The organism is Bartonella sp. B41 (genome assembly GCF_053795765.1).
The window spans coordinates 1,142,405-1,164,449 of sequence record NZ_CP200037.1 but is presented as its reverse complement, the minus strand read 5'-3'; the positions used below and the strand labels follow the sequence as shown (position 1 = coordinate 1,164,449).

The 22,045-nt window shown below is 37.6% G+C and carries 16 protein-coding genes; 9 read left to right on the top strand and 7 right to left on the bottom strand.

All coding sequences use genetic code 11. The annotated features are described in order from the left end of the window. Positions 1–180: 180 nt before the first annotated feature. Positions 181–468, top strand: coding sequence for an H-NS histone family protein (locus tag V4P54_RS05105; RefSeq protein ID WP_455476949.1), 288 nt, complete (start codon positions 181–183; stop codon positions 466–468). 302 nt (positions 469–770) lie between these two features. On the opposite strand, the gene V4P54_RS05100 is transcribed toward V4P54_RS05105, so the two are convergent. Next, the gene (locus V4P54_RS05100; protein ID WP_455477695.1) at positions 771–2,033 is read right to left on the bottom strand and encodes a ubiquinone biosynthesis hydroxylase; all 1,263 of its coding nucleotides are present in this window, start codon (positions 2,031–2,033) and stop codon (positions 771–773) included. Positions 2,034–2,242: 209 nt separating this feature from the next. Here V4P54_RS05100 and V4P54_RS05095 point away from each other — a divergent pair, with 209 nt between their 5' ends. From V4P54_RS05095 to V4P54_RS05070, 6 genes are all read left to right on the top strand, one after another. Continuing rightward, positions 2,243–4,678: a DNA translocase FtsK 4TM domain-containing protein gene (locus V4P54_RS05095; RefSeq protein ID WP_455476948.1), complete on the top strand. Its 2,436-nt coding sequence runs from the start codon at positions 2,243–2,245 to the stop codon at positions 4,676–4,678. A 105-nt stretch (positions 4,679–4,783) separates the two neighbouring features. Further along, a complete protein-coding gene (locus V4P54_RS05090) occupies positions 4,784–5,410 on the top strand; it encodes a LolA family protein (RefSeq protein WP_455476947.1) in 627 nt (208 codons plus the stop codon). A gap of 5 nt (positions 5,411–5,415) precedes the next feature. Beyond that, on the top strand, positions 5,416–6,225 hold the full coding sequence (locus V4P54_RS05085; protein WP_455476946.1) for an exodeoxyribonuclease III: 810 nt from the start codon (positions 5,416–5,418) through the stop codon (positions 6,223–6,225). Positions 6,226–6,603: 378 nt separating this feature from the next. Continuing rightward, a complete protein-coding gene (locus tag V4P54_RS05080; protein WP_455476945.1) occupies positions 6,604–8,067 on the top strand; it encodes an efflux transporter outer membrane subunit in 1,464 nt (487 codons plus the stop codon). 14 nt (positions 8,068–8,081) lie between these two features. Then, on the top strand, positions 8,082–9,305 hold the full coding sequence (locus V4P54_RS05075) for an efflux RND transporter periplasmic adaptor subunit (protein WP_455476944.1): 1,224 nt from the start codon (positions 8,082–8,084) through the stop codon (positions 9,303–9,305). Between the two features lie 3 nt (positions 9,306–9,308). Beyond that, positions 9,309–11,294 (top strand): MacB family efflux pump subunit, encoded by a 1,986-nt coding sequence (locus tag V4P54_RS05070; RefSeq protein ID WP_455476943.1) that lies wholly within the window; start codon positions 9,309–9,311, stop codon positions 11,292–11,294. Positions 11,295–11,498: 204 nt separating this feature from the next. Here V4P54_RS05070 and V4P54_RS05065 read toward each other — a convergent pair whose 3' ends face one another. The 6 genes from V4P54_RS05065 to V4P54_RS05040 all read right to left on the bottom strand — a co-directional run bounded on the left by V4P54_RS05065 (position 11,499) and on the right by V4P54_RS05040 (position 18,587). Then, the gene (locus V4P54_RS05065; RefSeq protein ID WP_455476942.1) at positions 11,499–12,173 is read right to left on the bottom strand and encodes a YdcF family protein; all 675 of its coding nucleotides are present in this window, start codon (positions 12,171–12,173) and stop codon (positions 11,499–11,501) included. A gap of 4 nt (positions 12,174–12,177) precedes the next feature. Next, entirely contained in the window at positions 12,178–13,146 is a 969-nt protein-coding gene (locus tag V4P54_RS05060; protein ID WP_455476941.1) for a cell division protein FtsX, read from the bottom strand. Continuing rightward, the gene (gene ftsE / locus V4P54_RS05055) at positions 13,139–13,798 is read right to left on the bottom strand and encodes a cell division ATP-binding protein FtsE (RefSeq protein ID WP_455476940.1); all 660 of its coding nucleotides are present in this window, start codon (positions 13,796–13,798) and stop codon (positions 13,139–13,141) included. Before ftsE ends, V4P54_RS05060 begins: the two co-directional genes overlap by 8 nt. A gap of 569 nt (positions 13,799–14,367) precedes the next feature. Next, positions 14,368–14,976: a hypothetical protein gene (locus tag V4P54_RS05050; protein ID WP_455476939.1), complete on the bottom strand. Its 609-nt coding sequence runs from the start codon at positions 14,974–14,976 to the stop codon at positions 14,368–14,370. 747 nt (positions 14,977–15,723) lie between these two features. Continuing rightward, on the bottom strand, positions 15,724–17,697 hold the full coding sequence (acs, locus tag V4P54_RS05045) for an acetate--CoA ligase (RefSeq protein WP_455476938.1): 1,974 nt from the start codon (positions 17,695–17,697) through the stop codon (positions 15,724–15,726). A gap of 194 nt (positions 17,698–17,891) precedes the next feature. Continuing rightward, positions 17,892–18,587 (bottom strand): YggS family pyridoxal phosphate-dependent enzyme, encoded by a 696-nt coding sequence (locus V4P54_RS05040; RefSeq protein ID WP_455476937.1) that lies wholly within the window; start codon positions 18,585–18,587, stop codon positions 17,892–17,894. 158 nt (positions 18,588–18,745) lie between these two features. On the opposite strand from V4P54_RS05040, the gene leuS reads away from it, so the two are divergent. Further along, entirely contained in the window at positions 18,746–21,370 is a 2,625-nt protein-coding gene (gene leuS / locus V4P54_RS05035) for a leucine--tRNA ligase (protein WP_455477694.1), read from the top strand. Beyond that, a complete protein-coding gene (locus tag V4P54_RS05030; protein WP_455476936.1) occupies positions 21,357–22,043 on the top strand; it encodes a hypothetical protein in 687 nt (228 codons plus the stop codon). Before leuS ends, V4P54_RS05030 begins: the two co-directional genes overlap by 14 nt. The last annotated feature ends 2 nt before the right edge of the window (positions 22,044–22,045 follow it).

Sequence of the window (22,045 nt, the reverse complement as noted above, 5' to 3'; positions counted from 1 at the left end):
AAGGATATGGCAGTGACAACTGAGATACACATAAACAATTCCTCGCAGTTCAGAGCACATCTCCATGAGAGTGATATACTAATTAAAATTATAATTTCGATAATAAATAGGCAAGAATTGTCTATAATTGTGTTTAAAATATGACAAGACACATTTCTTTTTTCTAGGGGAGTAATTTAGATGAATGATTTCAAAAGCATGAGTCTTGATGAGCTAGAGAAGATGCGTACTCAAATTGATGTGGAGTTAAAAAAAAGGCAAGTAAAAGAGAGGCAGAATGCAAGACGTAAGATTCTTGAGATTGCGCATGCGCATGGGATTGATATAGCTGATCTTGTAAATAAGGAGCGTCATTATAGGAATCCCAATAATCAATGGGAATTGTGGAACGGGCGTGGGCGAAAACCTAAGTGGATTAAGGAATGGTTAGAGAGTGGTTGTTCTCTTGAAGAGTTAGAAGTAACCTAGTACAGAAGCAGGATTCTTAAAATTTGAAAATGCTAATGAGCGCAGAAGTAGAAAAGAGCTAAAGAAATGTCATTTTTAAAAATTTGATGCACTAAAGTCCTAACGTTATGGAGCAGAATGTCTTACCTTCAAAAAATTATGGAGAAATTTTGTTAGAAAAATGGCAGAGTAAAAAAGTGATGCAATTTTAGCGTTAAGAAAGAAGTAAAAAGTTAAGAATTGTTGTTCTAGGGAGCTATTTTTTGAAAAGGAAAATTTTGTAAAATGGTTAAATAATTAAATAAAAAGGGTTATTGTTCTGTTTAAAGTGGGAATCCACGTAAAAGTCTTGGAGCATTGGGAGTAAGTCCAGAAGCTTCCTGAATGAAATATTTTTTCATTTTTGGCGTTTTATTGACAATTCCAAGGCCGACATCACGAAGCATTCGCAAAAGAAGGTTATCATTAGAAAAGAGTTTATTGAGCCAATCATTGCTTAGAGTCATTCGCACAATTTCAAAACGTCTCCAACTTTGATAGCGTTCAAGAGCAATAAGGGATCCGATATCAAGACCTAATCGTATTGTTTCGATAATAACTTCTGCCAAAGCAGCACTATCGCGTAATCCCAAATTAAGACCTTGTCCTGCTATTGGATGGATTGTGTGTGCAGCGTCGCCAACGAGAGCAAAACGAGGTTTGACGCACTGACGTGTTAAGGATAGAGTTAATGGAAATGCTTGACGTTCGCCGTTCCAAGATAGCTTTCCAAGCTGGCGACCAACACGTTTTTCAATTTCTGTTTCAAAAATAAAAGAATCAGCTTTTAGGTAATATTGAGCGGTTTTATGATGTTCATTCCATACAATAGCTGATTGATTTCCTTTGAGAGGGAGAATAGCGAAAGGCCCAGCAGGTAAGAAATGCTGTATTGCTTGGCCATAATGGGGTTTTTCATGCTCAATTTTGCATATGATTGCTGTTTGTTTATAAGGATAAGAAATTTTTTTTAGACCAGCTTTTTCACGTAATTTTGAGTGTGTTCCATCAGCTGCAATTAACAATTTTGTTTGCCAAATTTCTTCATTGCTTAAAGTGATAATTGTATGTTGATCTTGTTGATAAAAGTCAATAACACGTACGTTGTCAATGAAAGCGATTTCTAGATCTTTTGCTCGTTTTCTTAAAGCACTAATGAGTGGTTTATGTTCAATCATAGCAGCAAAAGGTTCGTTAGGAGTGATACCTCCTTCAAAGGTTAAAAAAGTTGGTTTTATTGGATCATTTGCGCATGCATCGGTGATTATCATTGAATGTATGGGTTGGGCGTGGGTTTTTACATTTTCCCAACATTGTAATTGTTTAAACATACGGATGGAAGCAGCGGCAAGGGCTAACGCTCGTACATTCGAGGTAATGATATCTTCTTGAGAAGCTGCATCAACAATATTGATATTCAAATTAGGTGCTGCTTGTTTAAGTGCTACAGCGAGCGTTAAACCAACAATTGCACCGCCGGCAATAAGGAGATCACAGTGTTTTATGTCCTTGTGGGGTTTTATATTTTTATTGGGATCAGAATACACAATGCTTCTTTCCACTTTTGTACAGTTATCAGCTTTTAGGATACAATCGATACTTTCCTTCAATATCACTTTTTATACAATATTAAAATTAAAGGGAACAGTTTTTGTCATCAAAAGAAATTGCTATGGTTACAGCGGCTAAAATTATGCTAGTATCCCTTATCCATTAAAGTGTAAAGTATAAAGGTTTTTGTTTTTGGAAGTAATAGATGCACCAGAGTTCTTCTTCTTATAATTTATTAGAAAAGTCAAATTCCCAAGGTTCACGGCTCGTTGAGATGTTTTTGCGTCAAGTTGGTGTTTTTATTGGTCTTGGTCTTTTAGGCTTTATTATTTTTTGTATTTTTTCTTTGGCAACTTGGAATATTGCAGATCCGTCTTTAACTCATGCAAACATGAATAAGATTACAAATTTTATGGGGCAGCCTGGTGCAATTTTTTCAGATTTTGTTATGCAATTTTTCGGATTAGCAAGTATTGGTATTTTATTGCCACCATTATTTTGGTCATTTCTTTTGCTGGCGCAAAAAAATATCTACAATTTAATTTTTCGTCTTTTTTTGTGGGTAATGTCGGCGATTTGTTTTTTAGTTGCGTTTGCTCTCATGACGCCTCTTGCCTCTTTCACCTATTGGCCATTGCCGATAGGATTTGGCGGTGTTTTTGGTGATAAAATTTTAAAGGCTGTTTATCTGACCTTTCCTTCTTCTCTCTCTTCTTTCCAGAATGTATTGTTGGGAATTTTTTTTGTACTCTTAGCTTTTTTTCTGTCTGTTTTTGCCGGTAACGTGGTGTGGCGGTGCCAGAAAAGAGAAGAAAAAATAAAGAATGTTCAGAAGCTTGAAAGAGTAGATCCTGTTTTTGATGTGTTAGAAGATACAGAGGATCCTACAAATGAGGTACAGAACGGTTTTTTTGTTCCGATTTTCGGGGCAATTTTACATTTCCTTTATTTTTTACAAGCACGATTTTTTCGTTTTTTTTCATTCAAATGTCAGTCTGAGAAACAAAAAAAATCGTTTGATCAGATTGATCCAGTTTGCTTTGATGAAAAAATAAAATGTGAGGAAAAACAGAGCAATACACCGGTTTCTTCTGTCAGAAATCGCATTTTAAGATCCCGAATGGCTTCTTCGAAAAATGGTTTTCTTTTGCCGTATTTGGATTATCTTTCTGCTTCTTCACCGGCTGTGCGTGATGCAAAGCTTTCTCCTGCAATCTTGAAGGCAAATTCTCATGAACTTGAAAATGTTTTGTTGGATTTTGGGGTTAAGGGGAAAATCCTTGATGCGCGCCCTGGACCAGTGGTAACTTTGTATGAATTTGAGCCAGCTGCAGGTATAAAGTCTTCCCGTATTATTGGTCTTGCAGATGATATCGCGCGTTCAATGCGTGCAGTATCAGCACGTGTTGCTGTGGTTCCAGGACGAAATGTTATTGGGATAGAATTGCCTAATGCAACGCGTGAGATGGTCTATTTACGGGAAATTTTGCAGGCGAGGGAATTTGTTGAGAGTAAAGCGAAGCTTAGATTGGCTTTAGGTAAGACAATAGGTGGTGAAACGGTGGTTGCAGATTTAGCAAAAATGCCGCATCTTTTGGTAGCAGGTACAACGGGATCTGGGAAGTCTGTTGCCATTAATACAATGATTTTGTCGCTTCTTTATCACATGACACCTGATCAGTGTCGTTTAATCATGGTAGATCCTAAAATGCTTGAACTTTCGGTTTATGATGGTATTCCGCATTTGTTAACACCGGTTGTAACGGATCCCAAAAAAGCGGTGATTGTGCTTAAATGGGCTGTTCGTGAAATGGAAGAGCGATACAGCAAAATGTCAAAGGTTGGTGTTCGGAATATTGATGGATTTAATATGCGTCTTAAGGATGCAAAAAATCAAGGAGAAGCAGTGACACGAACAGTTCAAGTTGGATTTGATCATGAGACTGGTGAGCCTCTTTACGAAACAGAAATACTCGATTTAAATCCTATGCCTTACATTGTTGTTATTATAGATGAAATGGCGGATTTAATGATGGTTGCTGGTAAAGATATTGAAGGAGCAGTTCAGCGATTAGCACAAATGGCGCGTGCTGCTGGTATCCATGTAATCATGGCAACGCAGCGTCCTTCTGTGGATGTGATTACGGGGACGATTAAAGCCAATTTTCCTACACGTATTTCTTTTTCTGTAAGTTCAAAAATTGATAGCCGAACAATTCTTGGTGAACAAGGAGCTGAGCAGTTGTTAGGGCAGGGGGATATGCTCCTCATGATGGGGGGAGGGCGTATTCAGCGTGTTCATGGGCCATTTGTATCTGATGACGAAGTTGAGCAAGTTGTGGCGCATCTCAAAGCTCAGGATCGTCCTGATTATTTAGAAAATATTACGCAAGAGATCTCAGATAACAATGTTGATATCTCTTCAAATTCTCTTTCAGCAGATGATCCATACAGTAAAGCTGTTGCTGTCGTTCTTCGTGATCGCAAGGCTTCTACCTCCTATATTCAACGTCGTTTAGGGATCGGTTATAATCGTGCTGCTTCGTTGATTGAACGCATGGAAGAAGAGGGCATAATTGGTCCCGCTAATCATGCAGGAAAACGGGAAATTTTGGTGCCGGATGGAGAAGATCCCTTTTAAAGAAGTTCTCTTATGGATTTCTTAAATAATATCTCTTAAAGGAAATATTTATACGTTTTTTGTTTAATATTTAAGGTAAATAGGTACTGCTTTGGAGCATTTTTTATGAAAACGTTTTTTTTATTATGGAGGAGGGCATTTGTTTTTTTAGGAATTATTGTCTTTTTAACTTTTCCTTCTTTTTCACAATCATCTAATCAGATCGTGCAGGCTCAGAAAGTTGCTAATCATTTTGCAGCGGTTAAAACAATGACAGGTAACTTTATTCAGTTTAGTCCAAAGGGAAAAATGATGGAGGGAACGTTTTATTTAGAGCGTCCAGGGAAAATTCGTTTTGCTTATAAAAAAGTGCCTTTACAAATCATTTCGGATGGTAAATTCGTGGGTATTAATAATCGTGCTCTGAATACTTGGAGTTTTTCACGGCTTTTTCAAACGCCAATGAAGCTTTTATTAGATGATAAAATCGATTTATCATCTGGGAGTTTTTTGGCATTTCGTGAAGATCCAGGAGCGGTAACAGTTGTTCTTCGCGATAAAAGCCTTGGTTCAGGACATATAAAAATGATCTTTGATTCTAAGAATTATACTTTACGGCAATGGACAATTGTTGATCAGCAGAATTTAGAAACTACTGTTCAAGTTATGGATATACGGACTGGGGTTAGATTTGCCGATGGAATGTTTAAACTTCCCTACAAGAATAGTTTAGCCTCGCGTTCTCAGAAATGAAACAGATGCTTTTTCGGATTGCTGTCTGGAATATTAATTCTATTCGCTTGCGGATCTCTCAAGTTTTGCAGTATTTGAATATATTCCCTGCAGATGTTCTGTGCCTACAAGAGACAAAATGTCCAGATGTTTTATTCCCATATGAGGCTTTTGAAGCAGCTGGCTACAAATATATCGCACTAAGCGGGCAAAAATCTTATAATGGTGTGGCAATTGTTTCACGATTTCCTCTTAAAAGTGTTGAAAAGCGTTTTTTTTGTCAAAAAGAGGATTGCCGTTACATTTCCGCAATTATTGAATTTTATGGCAAAGGCATACGGATTCATAATTTTTATGTTCCCGCTGGAGGTGATATTCCTGATGCTGATGTGAATGAAAAATTTCGTCATAAGCTTGATTTTTTGGAAGAAATGTCTTCTGTTCGGGCAAACCAAGGAGATGGTTTATCTTCTATTTTGGTTGGCGATTTAAATATTGCTCCTTTGGAAGACGATGTTTGGTCTCATAAACAGTTATTGAGTGTTGTGAGCCATACACCGATTGAGACTGAGCGCTTGCAAGTTTTATGCCGTCAGGGCGGATGGGTTGATTTGATGCGCATGCGCTATCCGCCTCCCGTTAAGCTTTATACTTGGTGGAGTTATCGTGCGCGCGATTGGGAATTGACTAATCGTGGTCGGCGGCTCGATCATGTTTGGTCTTCTGCAGATTTGGCACCTTTCGTTGCAGATCTTTCAATTTTTCGTGCTGCACGGGGGTGGAATTGTCCTTCAGATCATGTTCCCGTACAAACGGTATTTGATTTTTCATTTTAGGTTTGAAATTTGAGATAAGAGTTTAAGAAATAAAATTTTAACAGGTTAATTTCTATTAAAATTAATAATTTGATTTTTTATTATGGAAATACAAACTATATTTGATTTTTTCTGCCATGTTTGAAATAAGAACTTGGTAGGTTTGAGTATTTAATGATTGATTCTAGCTGACATTGGCAATTTAATCATGTTTGGTTTTGTCCAAATTTGGTTTTTCTTGCTGCGGACCTTCAGTTTTTTGTACTGTACAGGGGACAGGCTGTTATTAATCTACGTTTTTATGAAAACTGTATTTGATTTTTCATACTGAGTTTGGAATAAGAGCTTGGTAAGTGGACATTAATAATAGGTTAATTTTGAAGATATACGAGAAAGTAGATGAAAATAAAAAATTTAGAACGTATCGCTTCAAAAAGTTTGTTTTATGGTTATTTTTTATGTTTTTTTGTGCTGTCTGGGTGTTTGGTTGGTCCTGATTATCGTAAAACATATTTTGATGTTCCATCTGTTTGGGGACAACAGTCTTCACATATATCAGGACATCCAGTAAAGCTTGCAAGATGGTGGCAAAGCTTAAATGATTCCGCTTTAAATACGTTAATAAATTACGCTATTTCTGGAAATAATAATGTTGCCATTGCAAAAGCACGAATTCGTGAAGCCCGCGCCATTTTAGGGCAAACTGTAGGCTCTCTTTCTCCAAGCTTATCAAGCTCTGTTTCAGGGATCCAAAGTTCTGGGCAAGCGGATACGTCTTTTACCCAATATCGTAGTGGTTTTGATGCGAGTTGGGAGATTGATTTTTTTGGTGGGCACAAGCGTGCAGTTGAAGCAGCGCACTATGGTTTTGAGGCAGCAATTGAAGATATGCGTGCCACAATGGTGACATTATTGGGGGATGTGGCAACAAATTATGTTCAAGTTCGTGGTTGGCAGCAAAAATTACTTATTGCGCAACAAATTGGTTTATCACAGCGTAAAACATTTGAGTTGATGCAGGCTAAATTAGCGGTTGGGGATGCTTCAGATCTTGATGTCTCAAATGCGAAAGCGCAGATGATGAATACAGAAGCGGATATATCGCAGATAGAAGCTAATTTGGCAGTGAGCATTCATCGTCTTTCTGTTATAACTGGTCAAGTACCTATGGCTCTACGGGATTTTTTACAAAAAGATGCTAAGACGGCAAAGATTCCACAACCACAATGGCCTATCCCAGCTGGAATTCCAGCCGATATTTTATTAACACGTCCAGATTTACGTCGGGCAGAGCGTCAGTACGCACAGGCAACAGCGCGGATTGGTCAGCGCGAGGCAGATCGCTACCCTTCTCTTACTTTGACTGGTAATATTTCAACGGCAGCAACAGGAATTGGTCAACTGTGGAAAGATTCAACAATTGGATGGTCTTTGGGACCTAGTATTCGTTTTCCATTTTTTAATGGAGGTCAAATCATAGCGTCTGTTGAGGTGGCTCGTGCTCAGCGTGATCAAGCTTTCATTGTCTATCGATCTGCTGTGTTAGAAGCTTTAGAAGATGTAGAAAATGCACTTGTGAGATTGATTAAAGAGCGCCAACATTTAGAAAAACTGGTTGAAGCACATGCATCTCATTTGCATTCATTGAAACTTTCACAGCAGCTTTTTAAAAATGGAAATATAAGTTCTTTTGAGTTATTAAATGCCAATCAATCCTACTATTCTTCGCAGATGGCGCTGAGTGATGGTCGTATTTCGATGATTACGCAGTATATTGCGCTCATGAAAGCGTTAGGTGGTGGTTGGAATGGTGAGGTTGATGTTTCACGTCCAGAAGTAGTTGATGGTGTTACCCGTTCATAGATAAAGGTGGGGCAATGGGAAAAGGTGTAGTCAAAAATTTCATTATGAAACGTAAAAAACTTGCTCTATTTTTAGTTGGAACATTTTTTGTCATTTTTGTTTTATGGCTGCGTTCTCTTATTTTTTGGTCACCAATGCCGAATTATATGACTGCGGTAGTGAAGCGCGGTGATATTGAGGAAAGTGTTTTAGCTTATGGTATTGTCCGTCCTTATCGATTAGTTGCTGTAGGAGCTCGTGCGACAGGGCGCGTAGTGTCAATGCGTGTATTTCCTGGAAGTGTCGTTAAGGAAGGGGATCTTTTGGCAGAAATTGATCCAACAGATCAGGAAAATGATCTAAAAAGGAGAAAAGCCGCATTATCTTACTATCATGCAAATTTGGCAGAGCAAAAGGCTTACCTTGCGCTTGCGCAGAAAAATTTAGAACGTCAAAAAAAAATGATAGAGGTACGTGCAATTTCACGAGCTAATCTTGATGATGCTGTAGCACAAGTAAAAATACGTGAAGCACAAATTGCCCAGCTTCAAGAGCAGATTGCGCAAGCACGAATTGATGTAGACAGCGCAGAGGTTAATTTGGGGTACACTCGCATCACTGCTCCTTTAGCAGGAACCGTTTTAGCAACGGTTGTGGAAGAAGGGCAGAATGTGAATGCGGTTCAGTCGGTGCCAACGATTGTTATTTTAGGAGATCTTTCAAAAATGACAGTTACAGCACAAATTTCAGAAGCAGATATTCTTAAAGTTCGCGCTGGACAACCTCTTTATTTGACAGTTCTAGGTAATCCACGGCGTCGTTATGAAGGAACGTTAGAGAGGATTGATCCAGCACCTGAATCGATACGTTCCGATGTGAGTATTAATCCTGGCATGATGATGGATTCTAATTTTTTATCATCATCTGCCATATATTATAACGGAATTGTGCATGTTGATAATAAGGATAATTTGCTTCGTACTTATATGACTGCTCAAGTTCATATCATATTAGGTCGTGCTCAGGATGTATTATTAGTTCCAAGCGATGCATTGCGTTATGAGACAAAAAAGCAAAAAGTGCAGGTTTCTCTTTTAAAGGGAGGAAAAGTAGTTGAAAAAGAAGTAACAGTTGGGATTAATAATAAAGTGGTAGCAGAGATTATTTCAGGACTTGATGAGGGTGATGTGGTTATTACTGGTTCATATGATGGGGTGATGCCAAATTTTTCTCGTAAGCATAATGAAGATGAGATTTAAGTCATGAAAACGGAGCAAGCGGATGCTGTCCTTGTTTTGGAAAATATTGTGCGAAAATTTCGTACAGGAGAAACATTTCTTACTGTTCTGAAAAACATCAATCTCACTATTAAACGGGGCGAAATGGTGGCAATTGTGGGGACTTCTGGCTCTGGAAAATCCACGTTGATGAATATTTTAGGATGTTTAGATCGGCCAGATTCTGGCCGCTATTGGATTTCAGGTAAAGAAACGGCTACTCTTTCTAGCGATGAATTGTCCGCTTTGCGGCGCAATCATTTTGGATTTGTTTTTCAGCGGTATCATTTATTGAGTGAGTTGACAGCTCTTGGGAATGTTGAAATTCCAGCTGTTTATGCAGGGTATTCAGCTGTAACAAGAAGAAAACGTGCAAGGGGCCTTTTAGAGCGTCTAGGTATTGGTGATCGAATAAATTATCGTCCAAATCAGCTTTCGGGTGGTCAGCAACAGCGTGTATCTATTGCTCGTGCCTTAATGAATAATGCTGAGGTTATCCTTGCTGATGAACCAACAGGCGCGTTAGATCAAGAGAGTGGACAAGAAGTATTATGTATTTTAGACGAATTGCATCGGGAAGGGCGAACAATTGTTATTGTAACTCACGATATGAAAGTTGCTGAGAGAGCTGATCGTATTATCAAGATTAGTGATGGAGAAATTATTTCTGATAGTGTATCAGAGATTGCAAAAGAAAAAGATATCAGTCAGTCTTTTCACAAAAAACAGAATCTAGAAGAGAAGAAAATTGTTGGTTCTTTTTTTTCTTTTATGGATCGTTTTCGTGAAGCGTTTATCATGGCTTTATTAGCAATGAATGCGCATCGGATGCGAACTTTTTTAACTATGCTTGGGGTTATTATTGGTATTGGTGCAATTATTGCAATGGTGGCTTTGGGCAATGGCACGCGAGAAAAGATTCTAGAGAATTTTAAGAGTTTAGGTTCTAATACATTGACAATTTTCCCTGGGAAAAGTTTTTCTGATGCGCAAGCAGAGAAGATAACCAGTTTAGTTGAAGATGATGCAGAAGCTCTTTCTAAATTGCCTTATGTTTCTGGTGTAACACCTCAAATTTCGGTGAGCTCGACAGTGCGTTTTGGTGCTGTTGAAGCTAACGCTGTAATATCTGGGGTAGGAGAAGAATTTTTCCAGACACAGGGGCTCAATTTAGTTCAAGGGGGGGTGTTTACTCGAAAAAGTGTTCGCGATCGATCTGTCGATTTGGTAGTTGAAGAAGAAGCACTTTCTGTTCTTTTTCCTAATAGCCATGAGAGTCCCATTGGCAAAGTGGTTCATGTCGGTAAAGTTCCGGCACGTATTATTGGTGTTGTTGCTTCGCAGCAGAATGGAGATGTTTCAAATACATCATTGCAAGTTTATTTGCCCTATACAACGTTGCAAACGCGTTTTCTTGGGACAACACAGGTTCGTGCAATTACTGTTAGGATTGCTGATAACTTCGATTCTCATTTAGCTGAAGCTATGATACAGCGTTTTTTAATTATGCGGCACGGTGAGAAAGATTTTTTCACTAGAAATTCAGAATTATTCCGTAACCGTATCATGGAAAGTACACACATTTTAACGCTTCTGGTTTCTTCGATTGCGGCTATTTCATTAATCGTTGGAGGTATTGGTGTAATGAATATTATGCTGGTTACTGTTTCTGAGCGAATTAATGAAATTGGTGTGCGTATGGCTGTTGGTGCACGGCAGAGCGATATTTTACAACAATTTTTAATTGAAGCGATTTTAGTTTGTGTTATTGGTGGAGGGCTTGGAATCTTATTTGGATTTTCTGTTGGTGGTTTGTTTGCACTTTTTAAAGCACCTATTCGTCTTATCTATACGGTTGATTCTGTCATTGTGTCCCTTATCTTTTCGACTATAATTGGAGTGTGTTTTGGTTTTTCACCAGCTCGGCAAGCTTCGCGGCTTGATCCTGTTGTTGCTCTTTCACGTGATTGAGCATAATTGACAGCAAGATAGTAATAGTTACTGTGCAATATAAGTGGTAAATAAGATGTTGGTAAAAAAGATACTGATTGAGAGAACACAGTTTTTGTTGTTGGATAGCTTCTGCAGTAGTTTATGACTGGGAATAATATCTGGGTGTGGTTAGTTTATTAAGAGATTATGACCATAAAATTTACAAAAATTGATGCACAATGATCAGAATGCAGTTCTTATGTGCGCTCCGATGGTTTTGATGTATTCAAACGCAATAATGCGTACCCTATTGATTTGCTGTATTGTACTTTCATTCTCACTTTTTTTTACAGGATAGGCAATAAAATTTACGTTGGGCATTAAATGTTTTAGTTCACGTAGAGAACGCCACATGTGGTAATCATGAGTAACAATATAAAGTGTTTGGTAGTGGTGTTTTTTAATCCAAAAAGAACTTTCTTTTGCATTTTCTTTTGTATTTGTTGCTTGGTGTCCAATATCAACGCAACAAGAGAAAAGCTGCGGATTAATATGTGTAGTGTGGATTAGCCTATCAAGAGTTGTTACCGTATTTACTCCGCTAATTAAAAGGCGTGAACCAAGCTTCTGCTGCAAAAGATTTAGTCCCGTTTCTATTCTGTTTTCTCCTCCTGTGAGAACGATTATTGCATCTGCTTTTGGTAAAGAATCTGGTATTTTAAGTTGTTCTATTTTTTCAGAAAAAACAATGAAACCAGTGCAAAAAAAGAGGAATGTAATAAAAAGAAATAGTGTCGTTGGGGAGAAATAGTGGAACAAGAATTGGGGATGCAACATATTGTATGTGCTATGCTTTTGGTGGGAATGTTCTTGTCGGTTACTGGTCAATAATTTGAGATTAGATGAGTTTTTAGTCATGATACTAAAAAAAACCGTTTTCGGATTGATCAATTTTTTTCAATTGTATCAAAATAGTAATGCGGTTTGTAAGAATGGTTAGGAAAATAACAAACAGAATTAGGACAATGATTTTGCCATAGGGAATAAGACTTACAGAAAAATGTCCAAACAAAGATGTCACTTGGCTGATTTCGGTTTTAGTGAGGTTATAATTTATCCAAAAGGAAAAAGCCCAGAAAAGAAATGCACTTGCTGCACTGCCATATAATGCACCGCGTAGTGCAGTTTTTAAAAAATGCAAATCAAATTGTCGGGCAATGAAAAGAATTTCTGTACCAAGGAAATATAATACATTAATGATATGAGCATTTTCTGCTAGTGCGTTGCGTGTGGCAAAGATAATTGTGAGTGTAAGCGAGCTCAAAACTAGTGCTAAAATTGCTGCTCCAATAAAAACAGTTGTTCGTGCCATCGTTGAAAAACGATTTACCCAAACGCGATGATCATCAAATCGTCCTCCAGGAATTTGGGTTTTTATTGCGTTATCGATTGCACGAAAGTTTATTTTTTCTCCCTCTTTTAGTGTTACGATTATAAGCCTAGGAATTGGTAATTCGTTTAGATCTAAACCTGTTCCAAGCCATGGTTCAAGTAATTTTTCAGTGTCTTTTTTGTCAACAATTTTTGCGTTTTGTATACCACGAAATGTCTTAACCAACTTAACTGCATCGTTTAGGGCTTTTTCGGTATCGATATTTTCAATAGGACGTATTTGGATTGTTGCTTCATGGCTAATTTGATTACCCCAATTATTAGCAGCACGTTGTACCAAATCAACACCGATGAGTGTTAAACTTGATAAAAATGTCATAATAAAAATTGCTGTAATTAATGCTTGTCTAGAAATGCTGTCACTGGGGATAATCGCAGTTGTTGTTTTTTTATAATTTGTAACGATATCTTTTGCAAAAATTTGGAAAGATTTATTCATGAATTGTCATCCGTCCGTTGTGGAGAATCATACGCCGTGCTGCTACTTGTTCCATAAGTGCAACATCATGGGTAGCAATGACGACAGCTGTTCCAAAACGGTTTAATTCTATAAACAAACGTAACAGGCGTTTTGCTAGGGGTGGGTCAACATTTCCTGTTGGTTCATCAGCCAGAAGGATTTCAGGTTGATCAATAAGTGCTCGAGCAATCGCGACCCTTTGTTTTTCACCACCAGAAAGAACTGGTGGCAAAACATGGATATGGTTACCCAGTCCTACCCAACGTAAAAGATCTTCTACTTCACTGCGATAAGTTGATTCTTCTTGTCCTTTAATACGCAAAGGTAAAGAAACATTTTCATAAGTTGTCATATGATCAAGTAAGCGAAAATCTTGAAAGACGATTCCAATTCGTTGTCGCAATGCAGGAAGTTCTTGTCGCTTTAGTAGTGCCGTATCAGTTCCAAATAAATCAATATGACCACGGGTTGGTGTGAGTGCTAAAAACATAAGGCGCATCAATGACGTTTTACCTGCTCCAGAGGCGCCAGTTAAAAATTGGAATGACCCAGAAGGAATGTGAAAGCTGATATCACGTAAAACTTCAGGACCCATTCCATAACGGAGACCAACATTTTCAAAATGAATCACTTTTGGTTACCATTTCTATTTTTATTTAGTTACCATTTTTGCTTCTATGTTGAGTAGTGTTTTTTGCTTTCATTTCTTTATGATACCGTTTACGCTTACACTTAATCAGGATGATTAGACCATATTCTTATTTGTACTTAGCAATATTGTATGTTCTTAGAGATACTAATAATATCATCAATTCATATTATAATTCAATAATAGCCATTGTTATTGTGTTTACAACCATTACCTGTAAAATATTTTTACGGATAAAAAATGTGTTTAAATAAGAATCTTTCCTTTAATTTCAGTATTGTGGCTGGTGGTTATTGTTGAATAAAAGGCTTAAATGATTGTACTTTTGGCAGATCTGAGACTTTTGTTTTGTTGCATTAGTAGAATTTTAAGGACAATGTATCTGGATAAGATAGAGGAGAGGTGGTTTCAAAAATATCCCGCTCTGTTTTTTTCAAGTTGTAGTAAAATTTTTATTAATCATGTTTAAAAAAGAAAGAAGCAAAGGCCCCTTTCTTACATATTCTATTTCTATAAGTGCAAATTTATCAGTTAGAGATTTTTAAATATAACTATTTTGGGGGTTTTTCTGAAAAATTGTCAAAATTATTTTGATGGTCATTGTCTAAAAAATTTGACTGAGTAGAAGGTGTTTGTATTTGATATTTTTGCACGAATGCTGCAGAGCGATTATCTTTGAAAAATGTGAATATAGCAGGATTGATCCAATACTGATTCCGTAATTTTGGTTTTAAGAAGTCTTTGATTATAAGTTCTTTTAGACCATTGTGAAACGTTCTATCGGTCATGTCGAGTTTCATGCCATTTAAACCATCATTCAGCCAAGCCAAGGTTATGCTGTCAGTATGATTGTCTGTTAACAAAGCGGATCGGTATGTTTTTAAAACTTCTGTAAAAATGCGGTATCCTGTTCGTGATAGATTGAAAATTTCTCGAATATGATTCGCGAATACTTGTGTAAATTGATCTTCATCTATTTCTTCTGTTATATGAATCATAGGCACAGTAATGATTTTACTGGTCTTAGGATCTATCAATTTTTGCTTCCCAACATATATTGTTACAGTTTTGGTATGATTGTGAATACATATTTTAGATTTATTGAGAAAAGGATTTTCAAGGGGGGAGTATTCTGGCTTTCGCAAATCAATGTTGTTCATTTAATCGACCGTTGGAGTTTTTAGGCAGTTTTGCTTAAGTGTAGTTAAGTATTCTGAAATAAAAGCGAAAAAATATAACAAGTTTATTTCTGTTTTTTTCTAAAAAATTATCAACTTTTATTTCATTATTAATTGCACTTAATCAAAATTAACTACCTAATTGAAAAATAGATTATTATAAAGAGTGTTTGTATATCAGCACAACATAGAAAGCAAACTGTGAGATATGACGAAGAATTCGTTCTTGGAAGAAGCTATGTTTTCAACTTAAAGGATAATTTATTAGTTCGGATCTTCGAGTTGAATTGCGCTGTGAATGAAATTTAATAAATATACATTGTAATCTGTGCTAATGTTAGCAGAGGTTATCTATAGTACAGTTTGTTTTAAGAAGAGATTCATAGAGATACGAAAGCTATACGATTGTTAACGGAAAGGTTAATGATAAGTAATATTAAACTGCTTTGATTAATTATGAATGGCTACTGAGAAGCAAAAAGAAATTGCTGCCAATACGGCTCAATACCAGTTGATAAATATGGTTTAAAATAGATTAATGATACCAGATTATATGATAGTCGCGTAATTCATGTAAAGTTCTTGTAATATCGGTTGAAAAGTTAATAGTTGACATATAGAAAGGCAATATAAATATAAAAGCGATGTAAAAGCTTTATGGAAAAATACTTAAAAAACAATGGTTTTATTAAGTATTTTAGGATGGTTTTAGCTTTTTTGTTGGCATCGTCATTTATATTTTTGGTTCGGTTGTGTTTTTTTGTTCTGGCGATTGGCAATAAGATCTTTGATAACTTGTGGTTCTGCAAGGGTTGAAATATCTCCCAGATTATCAAAATCATCTTCAGCGATCTTGCGCAGAATGCGTCTCATAATTTTTCCGGATCGTGTTTTGGGAAGCTGAGAGACGAACTGCACTTTATCCAATATAGCAATGGATCCTATTTCTTTTTTGACATGCTGAATTATGTCTGTGGACAACTTTTCAGTTTGTATTGTTCCTTCCATTAAGGTTATAAAACAGTAGATCCCTTGTCCCTTTATGGAATGTGGATATCCTACAACGGCAGCTTCTGAGACAGCAGGGTGTGAAACGAGTGCCGATTCAATTTCAGCAGTCCCAAATCTGTGTCCGGAGACATTGATAATGTCATCAATTCGTCCTGTAATCCAATAATAGCCATCGCTATCGCGTCTACAGCCGTCACCTGTAAAATATTTCCCTTTATAGGTAGAAAAATATGTCTGGATAAAGTGCTCATGATTATTGTATAGGGTGCGCATTTGACCAGGCCACGAATCTATGATGCATAGATTACCTTCTGCTTCTCCGTTCAGAACATCTCCTTGGGCATTAACGATTTGAGGTTGAATGCCGAAGAAGGGATACGTTGCCGATCCTGCTTTTAATTTTGTTGCACCAGGTAAGGGAGTAATCATATGTCCGCCTGTTTCTGTTTGCCACCACGTATCGAGAATGGGACAGCGACTATCTCCTACCGTATGATAAAACCATTCCCACGCTTCTGGATTAATGGGTTCTCCTACGGTGCCTAAGAGACGTAAAGAGGTTCTTTTAGAATGTTTTACAAAAGAATCCCCTGCACCCATTAAAGTCCGGATCGCTGTGGGTGCGGTATAGAGAATATTGACTTGATGCTTGTCAACGATTTCCCAAAATCTACTCTTATCAGGAAAAGTTGGGATTCCCTCAAACATTAAAGTTGTGGCACCGTTGCATAGAGGGCCATAAATCAGATAAGAATGGCCAGTTATCCAACCAATATCAGCAGTGCACCAGTAGATCTCATTAGGATGATAATCAAAAACATATTGATGTGTCATTGATACGTAAACAAGATAGCCAGCTGTTGTATGCACAACACCTTTTGGTTTTCCTGTTGAACCTGAGGTATAAAGGATAAATAGTGGATCTTCAGCATTTATCTTTTCCGGTGGGCAGTGTGCTTTGGTATAAGACAGCTCTTTATGATACCAAAAATCACGTCCCTTAACCCAGTTAATTTTTCCATTGGTGCGCTGGATTACCATAACTTTGTTTACATGTACATGATGTCGTGCTGCGATATCAATGGCCTGATCAATATTTTCTTTTAACTGAACCAATTTTTCTCCACGTACGCCTTGATCAGCGGTGATAATGAAGGTTGATTTACAATCAATGATACGTCCTGCTATCGCTTCTGCAGAAAAGCCAGCAAAAATAACAGAATGAATAGCGCCAATACGGGTGCAGGCAAGCATCGCATAGGCTGCTTCTGGGATCATTGGTAGGTAAATAGTAACTCTGTCGCCTTTTTTGACACCATGATTTTTTAAGATGTTTGCAAAACGACAGACGTGTTCGTAAAGCTCATTATAAGTTATTTTTTTATCGTGATAGGGATTGTTTCCTTCCCAAATTAGTGCAATTTTATTTCCGTGATTTTTTAAATGGCGATCAATGCAGTTGTGGGCGACATTTGTTATTCCATCTTCGTACCATTGAATTGATATATTGCCGTGAAATGAAGCATTTTTTGCTTTTGTATAAGATTTAAACCATTCAATGCGTTGCCCATGTTTAGTCCAAAAAGTTTCTGGATCATTGATGCTTTCTTGGTACCATTGTTCGTAGGTATCTTTGTCAACGAAAGCATTTTTTTTGATATGATTTGGTACCGGATAGATTTTTTCAGACATAATTCCCTCTCCAATTTACTGTTTGGAAAAATCGACTACGGTGTTTTTGCATTTTGGAAAAACCCCTAGCTGGTTAGATTAGACTAAATTGAAAAGATTTGTACAGCTAATTTATAATCTCATATAATTGATGTTTTGGGTATTTTTGAGCTATTTTGAGTGATTAAATATAGTTCTGTTGGTAGAAATTTAGGTCAAACTGAGTTTTGTTTTCTGAATAAATTTGAGCCAATGCGAACAACGTTAGCACCAAATTGAAGAGCAATTTTAAAATCGCCGGACATACCCATAGAAAGTTTTGAAAGATTGGCTTTTTTTGCGAGTTTTGCTAGAAGTGCAAAGTAAGGGCCAGGGTTTTCTTGAATTGGTGGGATTGCCATAAGGCCAATAATATCGAGTCCATAGTGATTTTTACATTGGGTTACAAAAGATGTTACTTCTTGCGGTACAACGCCGCTTTTTTGGGGTTCTAAGCCAATATTTACTTGAACATAGCAGGTGAGGTGTTTTTTTTGTTTTTGCATTTCTTCAGCTAGGTTTTTCGCTATTTTTTCGCGATCAACAGTTTGAATGACGTCAAAAATTTTAACAGCTTCTGCGGTTTTATTGGATTGTAAAGGACCGATCAGATGAAGCTCAATAGGATTAAATTGTTTGCGTAAGGGGGGCCATTTTTGAGCGGCTTCTTGTACGCGATTTTCTGCGAAAAGAGACTGACCTGCTTGTAAGAGAGGAATAATTCTGTCGGTAGAGACATTTTTTGAAACAGCAATTAGCTGAATTTCTTCTGAAGAACGGTGCAGGTTTTTGCATGTGTCAGCAATGTCTTTTCGAAGAGTTTTCCATGCTTCAATTGAAGAGACGTTGGATGTTGTGTGGAGTGTTCTCATATTTTTGAACTTTCTGTTTTGTTTAGGAGATTAGCTCTTTGTTATAAGGGTTCCGTAAGGTACTTAATATAACTTTACTGAAAATATTGACGATGGAGTTAATCCATGGTTAAGCATTAAGCAATTTTGGTTCAATTTTATAAAAGAGTATAGTGGATATGACAATCGAACGCTACAATCCGCGCGTCCAAGAACAAAAATGGCAAGCGATTTGGGATGAAAAGAAAGTTTTTCAAACTGTGCAAGAGGATCAGCGTGAGAAGTATTATGTTTTAGAAATGTTTCCTTATCCTTCTGGGCGCATTCATATGGGGCATGTGCGTAATTATGCTATAGGGGATGTTGTTGCGCGCTATAAACGTGCAAAGGGGTTTAATGTTCTTCATCCTATGGGATGGGATGCTTTCGGTATGCCTGCTGAAAATGCTGCTATGCAAAATAAAGTGCATCCCAAAAATTGGACCTATCAAAATATTGCAGTAATGCGCGAGCAATTGAAACAATTAGGGTTTTCATTGGACTGGTCGCGTGAATTTGCTACTTGTGATGTGGATTATTATCATTCTCAACAGAAGTTGTTTCTTGATCTGTATCAGAATGGATTGGTTACACGTAAAGTGGCCAAGGTGAATTGGGATCCTGTAGACCATACCGTTTTGGCAAATGAGCAAGTTATTGATGGTCGTGGGTGGCGTTCTGGCGCATTGGTGGAGCAGCGCGAACTGACCCAATGGTTTTTTAAAATTAGTGATTTTAGTGAAGATTTATTGGCGGGGCTTGAAAAGCTTGATGAATGGCCGAAAAAAGTCCGTGTTATGCAAAAAAACTGGATTGGAAAGTCACAAGGTCTTTTTATTCGTTGGGCTTTGAATAAAAGCAATGTTACTGGTGATTTTTGTGACATATCCGATGAGGTTGTTTGTTATTCGACTCGTCCTGATACTCTCTTTGGAGCTTCTTTTTTAGCACTTTCTGTGGATCATCCAATTGCGCAAACTTTGGCACAAAAAGATCAGGTTCTTGCTGCGTTTATTAATAGTTGTCGGGTTGGTTGTACTACGACTGCATCTTTTGAAACAGTTGAAAAACAAGGATTTCGTCTATCATTTATGGCGGTTCATCCCTTTGATTCGACAATTCATATTCCCATTTACGTTGCGAATTTTGTGCTCATGGATTATGGTACGGGAGCCATTTTTGGATGTCCCGCTCATGATCAGAGGGATTTAGATTTTGCCCACAAATATAATCTTCCTGTGCGGCCAGTTATTTTACCAAAAGAAACCAATGCTAGCGATTTTATAATTTCTGGAACAGCTTACGCTGGTGATGGGATAATGATTAATTCGGATTTTTTAGATGGCTTGACGTCGCAAGAAGCTTTTGAAGTTGCAGCTCAACGACTTGAAAGACAATTATTGAATGGTAAGCCTCAGGGGCAAAGAACAATGCAATTTCGATTACGTGATTGGGGTATTTCGCGCCAACGTTATTGGGGATGTCCGATTCCTATGATTCATTGTTCTGTTTGTGGTGTTGTTCCCGTTCCGCGTGCTGATTTGCCTGTTGTATTGCCGGATGATGTGAATTTTGATCAGCCAGGAAATCCTCTCTCACGCAATGAAAAATGGCAAATGGTTACTTGTCCTTCTTGTGGTCAGGCAGCTAAACGTGAAACCGATACCATGGATACATTCGTTGATTCTTCTTGGTATTATGCACGCTTTGCTGCACCTTTTGCACAGGAGCCGGTAGATAAGCATGCTGTGTCTGAATGGTTGCCTGTTCAGCAATATATTGGTGGAATTGAACATGCAATTTTGCATCTTCTTTATGCGCGTTTTTTTATGCGTGCTATGAAGATGATCGGCCATGTGGTTGTTGATGAGCCTTTTAAAGGGCTTTTTACTCAAGGTATGGTGGTGCATGAAACTTATAGAGATCATAAAGGGTGGGTTTCTCCATCAGACATTTCAATTGTTGAAAAAAATGGAAAACGTTGGGCTTACAAATTGACTGATCAAAGTGAAGTGGCAATTGGTCCAATTGAAAAAATGTCAAAATCAAAAAAGAATGTTGTTGATCCTAACGATATTATTGCATCTTATGGGGCAGATACTGTGCGTTGGTTCATATTATCAGATTCTCCTCCTGAACGTGAGGTTATTTGGACAGAATCTGGTGTTGAAGGAGCGCATCGCTTTGTACAGCGCGTTTGGCGTTGTGTTGCTTTAAGTGCTTCAGTTTTGAAAAAAGTTGTTCCGTGTGCTGGACGTCAGGGCACGGCTTTAGAACTATCAAAAGTGGCGCACCGCACGCTTTGTGATGTAGAAGATGATTTAGAAAAATTTGCGTTTAATCGGGCAATTGCACGACTTTATGAATTCTTGAATATGATGGCACCAATATTAAATAAGGTAGAAAGTGCTGACGATGAAATGAGATCTGCTTTGCGTCAGGCTATGGACTTCTTTTTTGCGATGATTGCTCCAATGATGCCCCATTTAGCTGAAGAATGTAATGTTGCTTTTGGAGGAAAAACATTGATGTCTGAGGCTATTTGGCCTGTTTATGATCTTGCGTTAATTGTTGAAGAGTGTATAACTTTGCCAGTGCAAATTAATGGAAAAAAGCGTGGTAGTGTAACTGTTTCCACAACGGCTGATGAGAAGGATATTGAAAAGGCAGTTTTGAATCTCGATTTTGTAAAAGCACAGTTGGCAGGAAGGTCTGTCAGAAAAATGATTATCGTTTCACAAAGGATTGTTAATGTCGTTATTTAGGGGATTTGTTTTTTCCATTTTTTCCTTTTTTTTCATGCCTCTTTATGGTTGTACCGTTGAGCCTCTTTATCACCAGACGCAAGGATTATCTATACAGACGGATTCAGATTTTCGTGAAGAGGGGCACTTATCAGGAGAACCTTCAGATATTGTCAAAAAATTTTCTAAAATTTTTGTTGAAGAACCTTCGGATCGTTTTGGTCAAACAGTGCGCAATCGGCTATTGTTCCTTATGTATGGGCGTGGGGGAAAGCCTTCAGCTCCTATTTACAAGTTGTCTTTGCAGACATCGGCAATCACACAGACATTTGGACAGCCATTTGATCAGTATTTTAATCATCCATCTGGATTAAAGGAGTTTGAAGAATGGTCAAAGAATCCTGGGAATTTTTTCTCTAAAACACCGAAAAGTTTGGGGACTTTTGGATCAGTGTTGGGTGTGGGTTCTTATATTTTAAGAGATATAAAAAGTGGTCATGCTGTTAAAAATAAAAGTGGTCTTATTGTGCAGGGTAAAGGATCTGTTCGTGCATCTTTCAATCAGCCTTATCAATTATATGCAGGAGAAGAAGCTGAAAGAAATGCAGAAAGGCGCGTAGCTGAAGAATTAGCAGAAAAGATATTTCTGTTGCTTTCCATAGATCTTAAAGCATTAGATCTTAAAGCGTTTTAGGT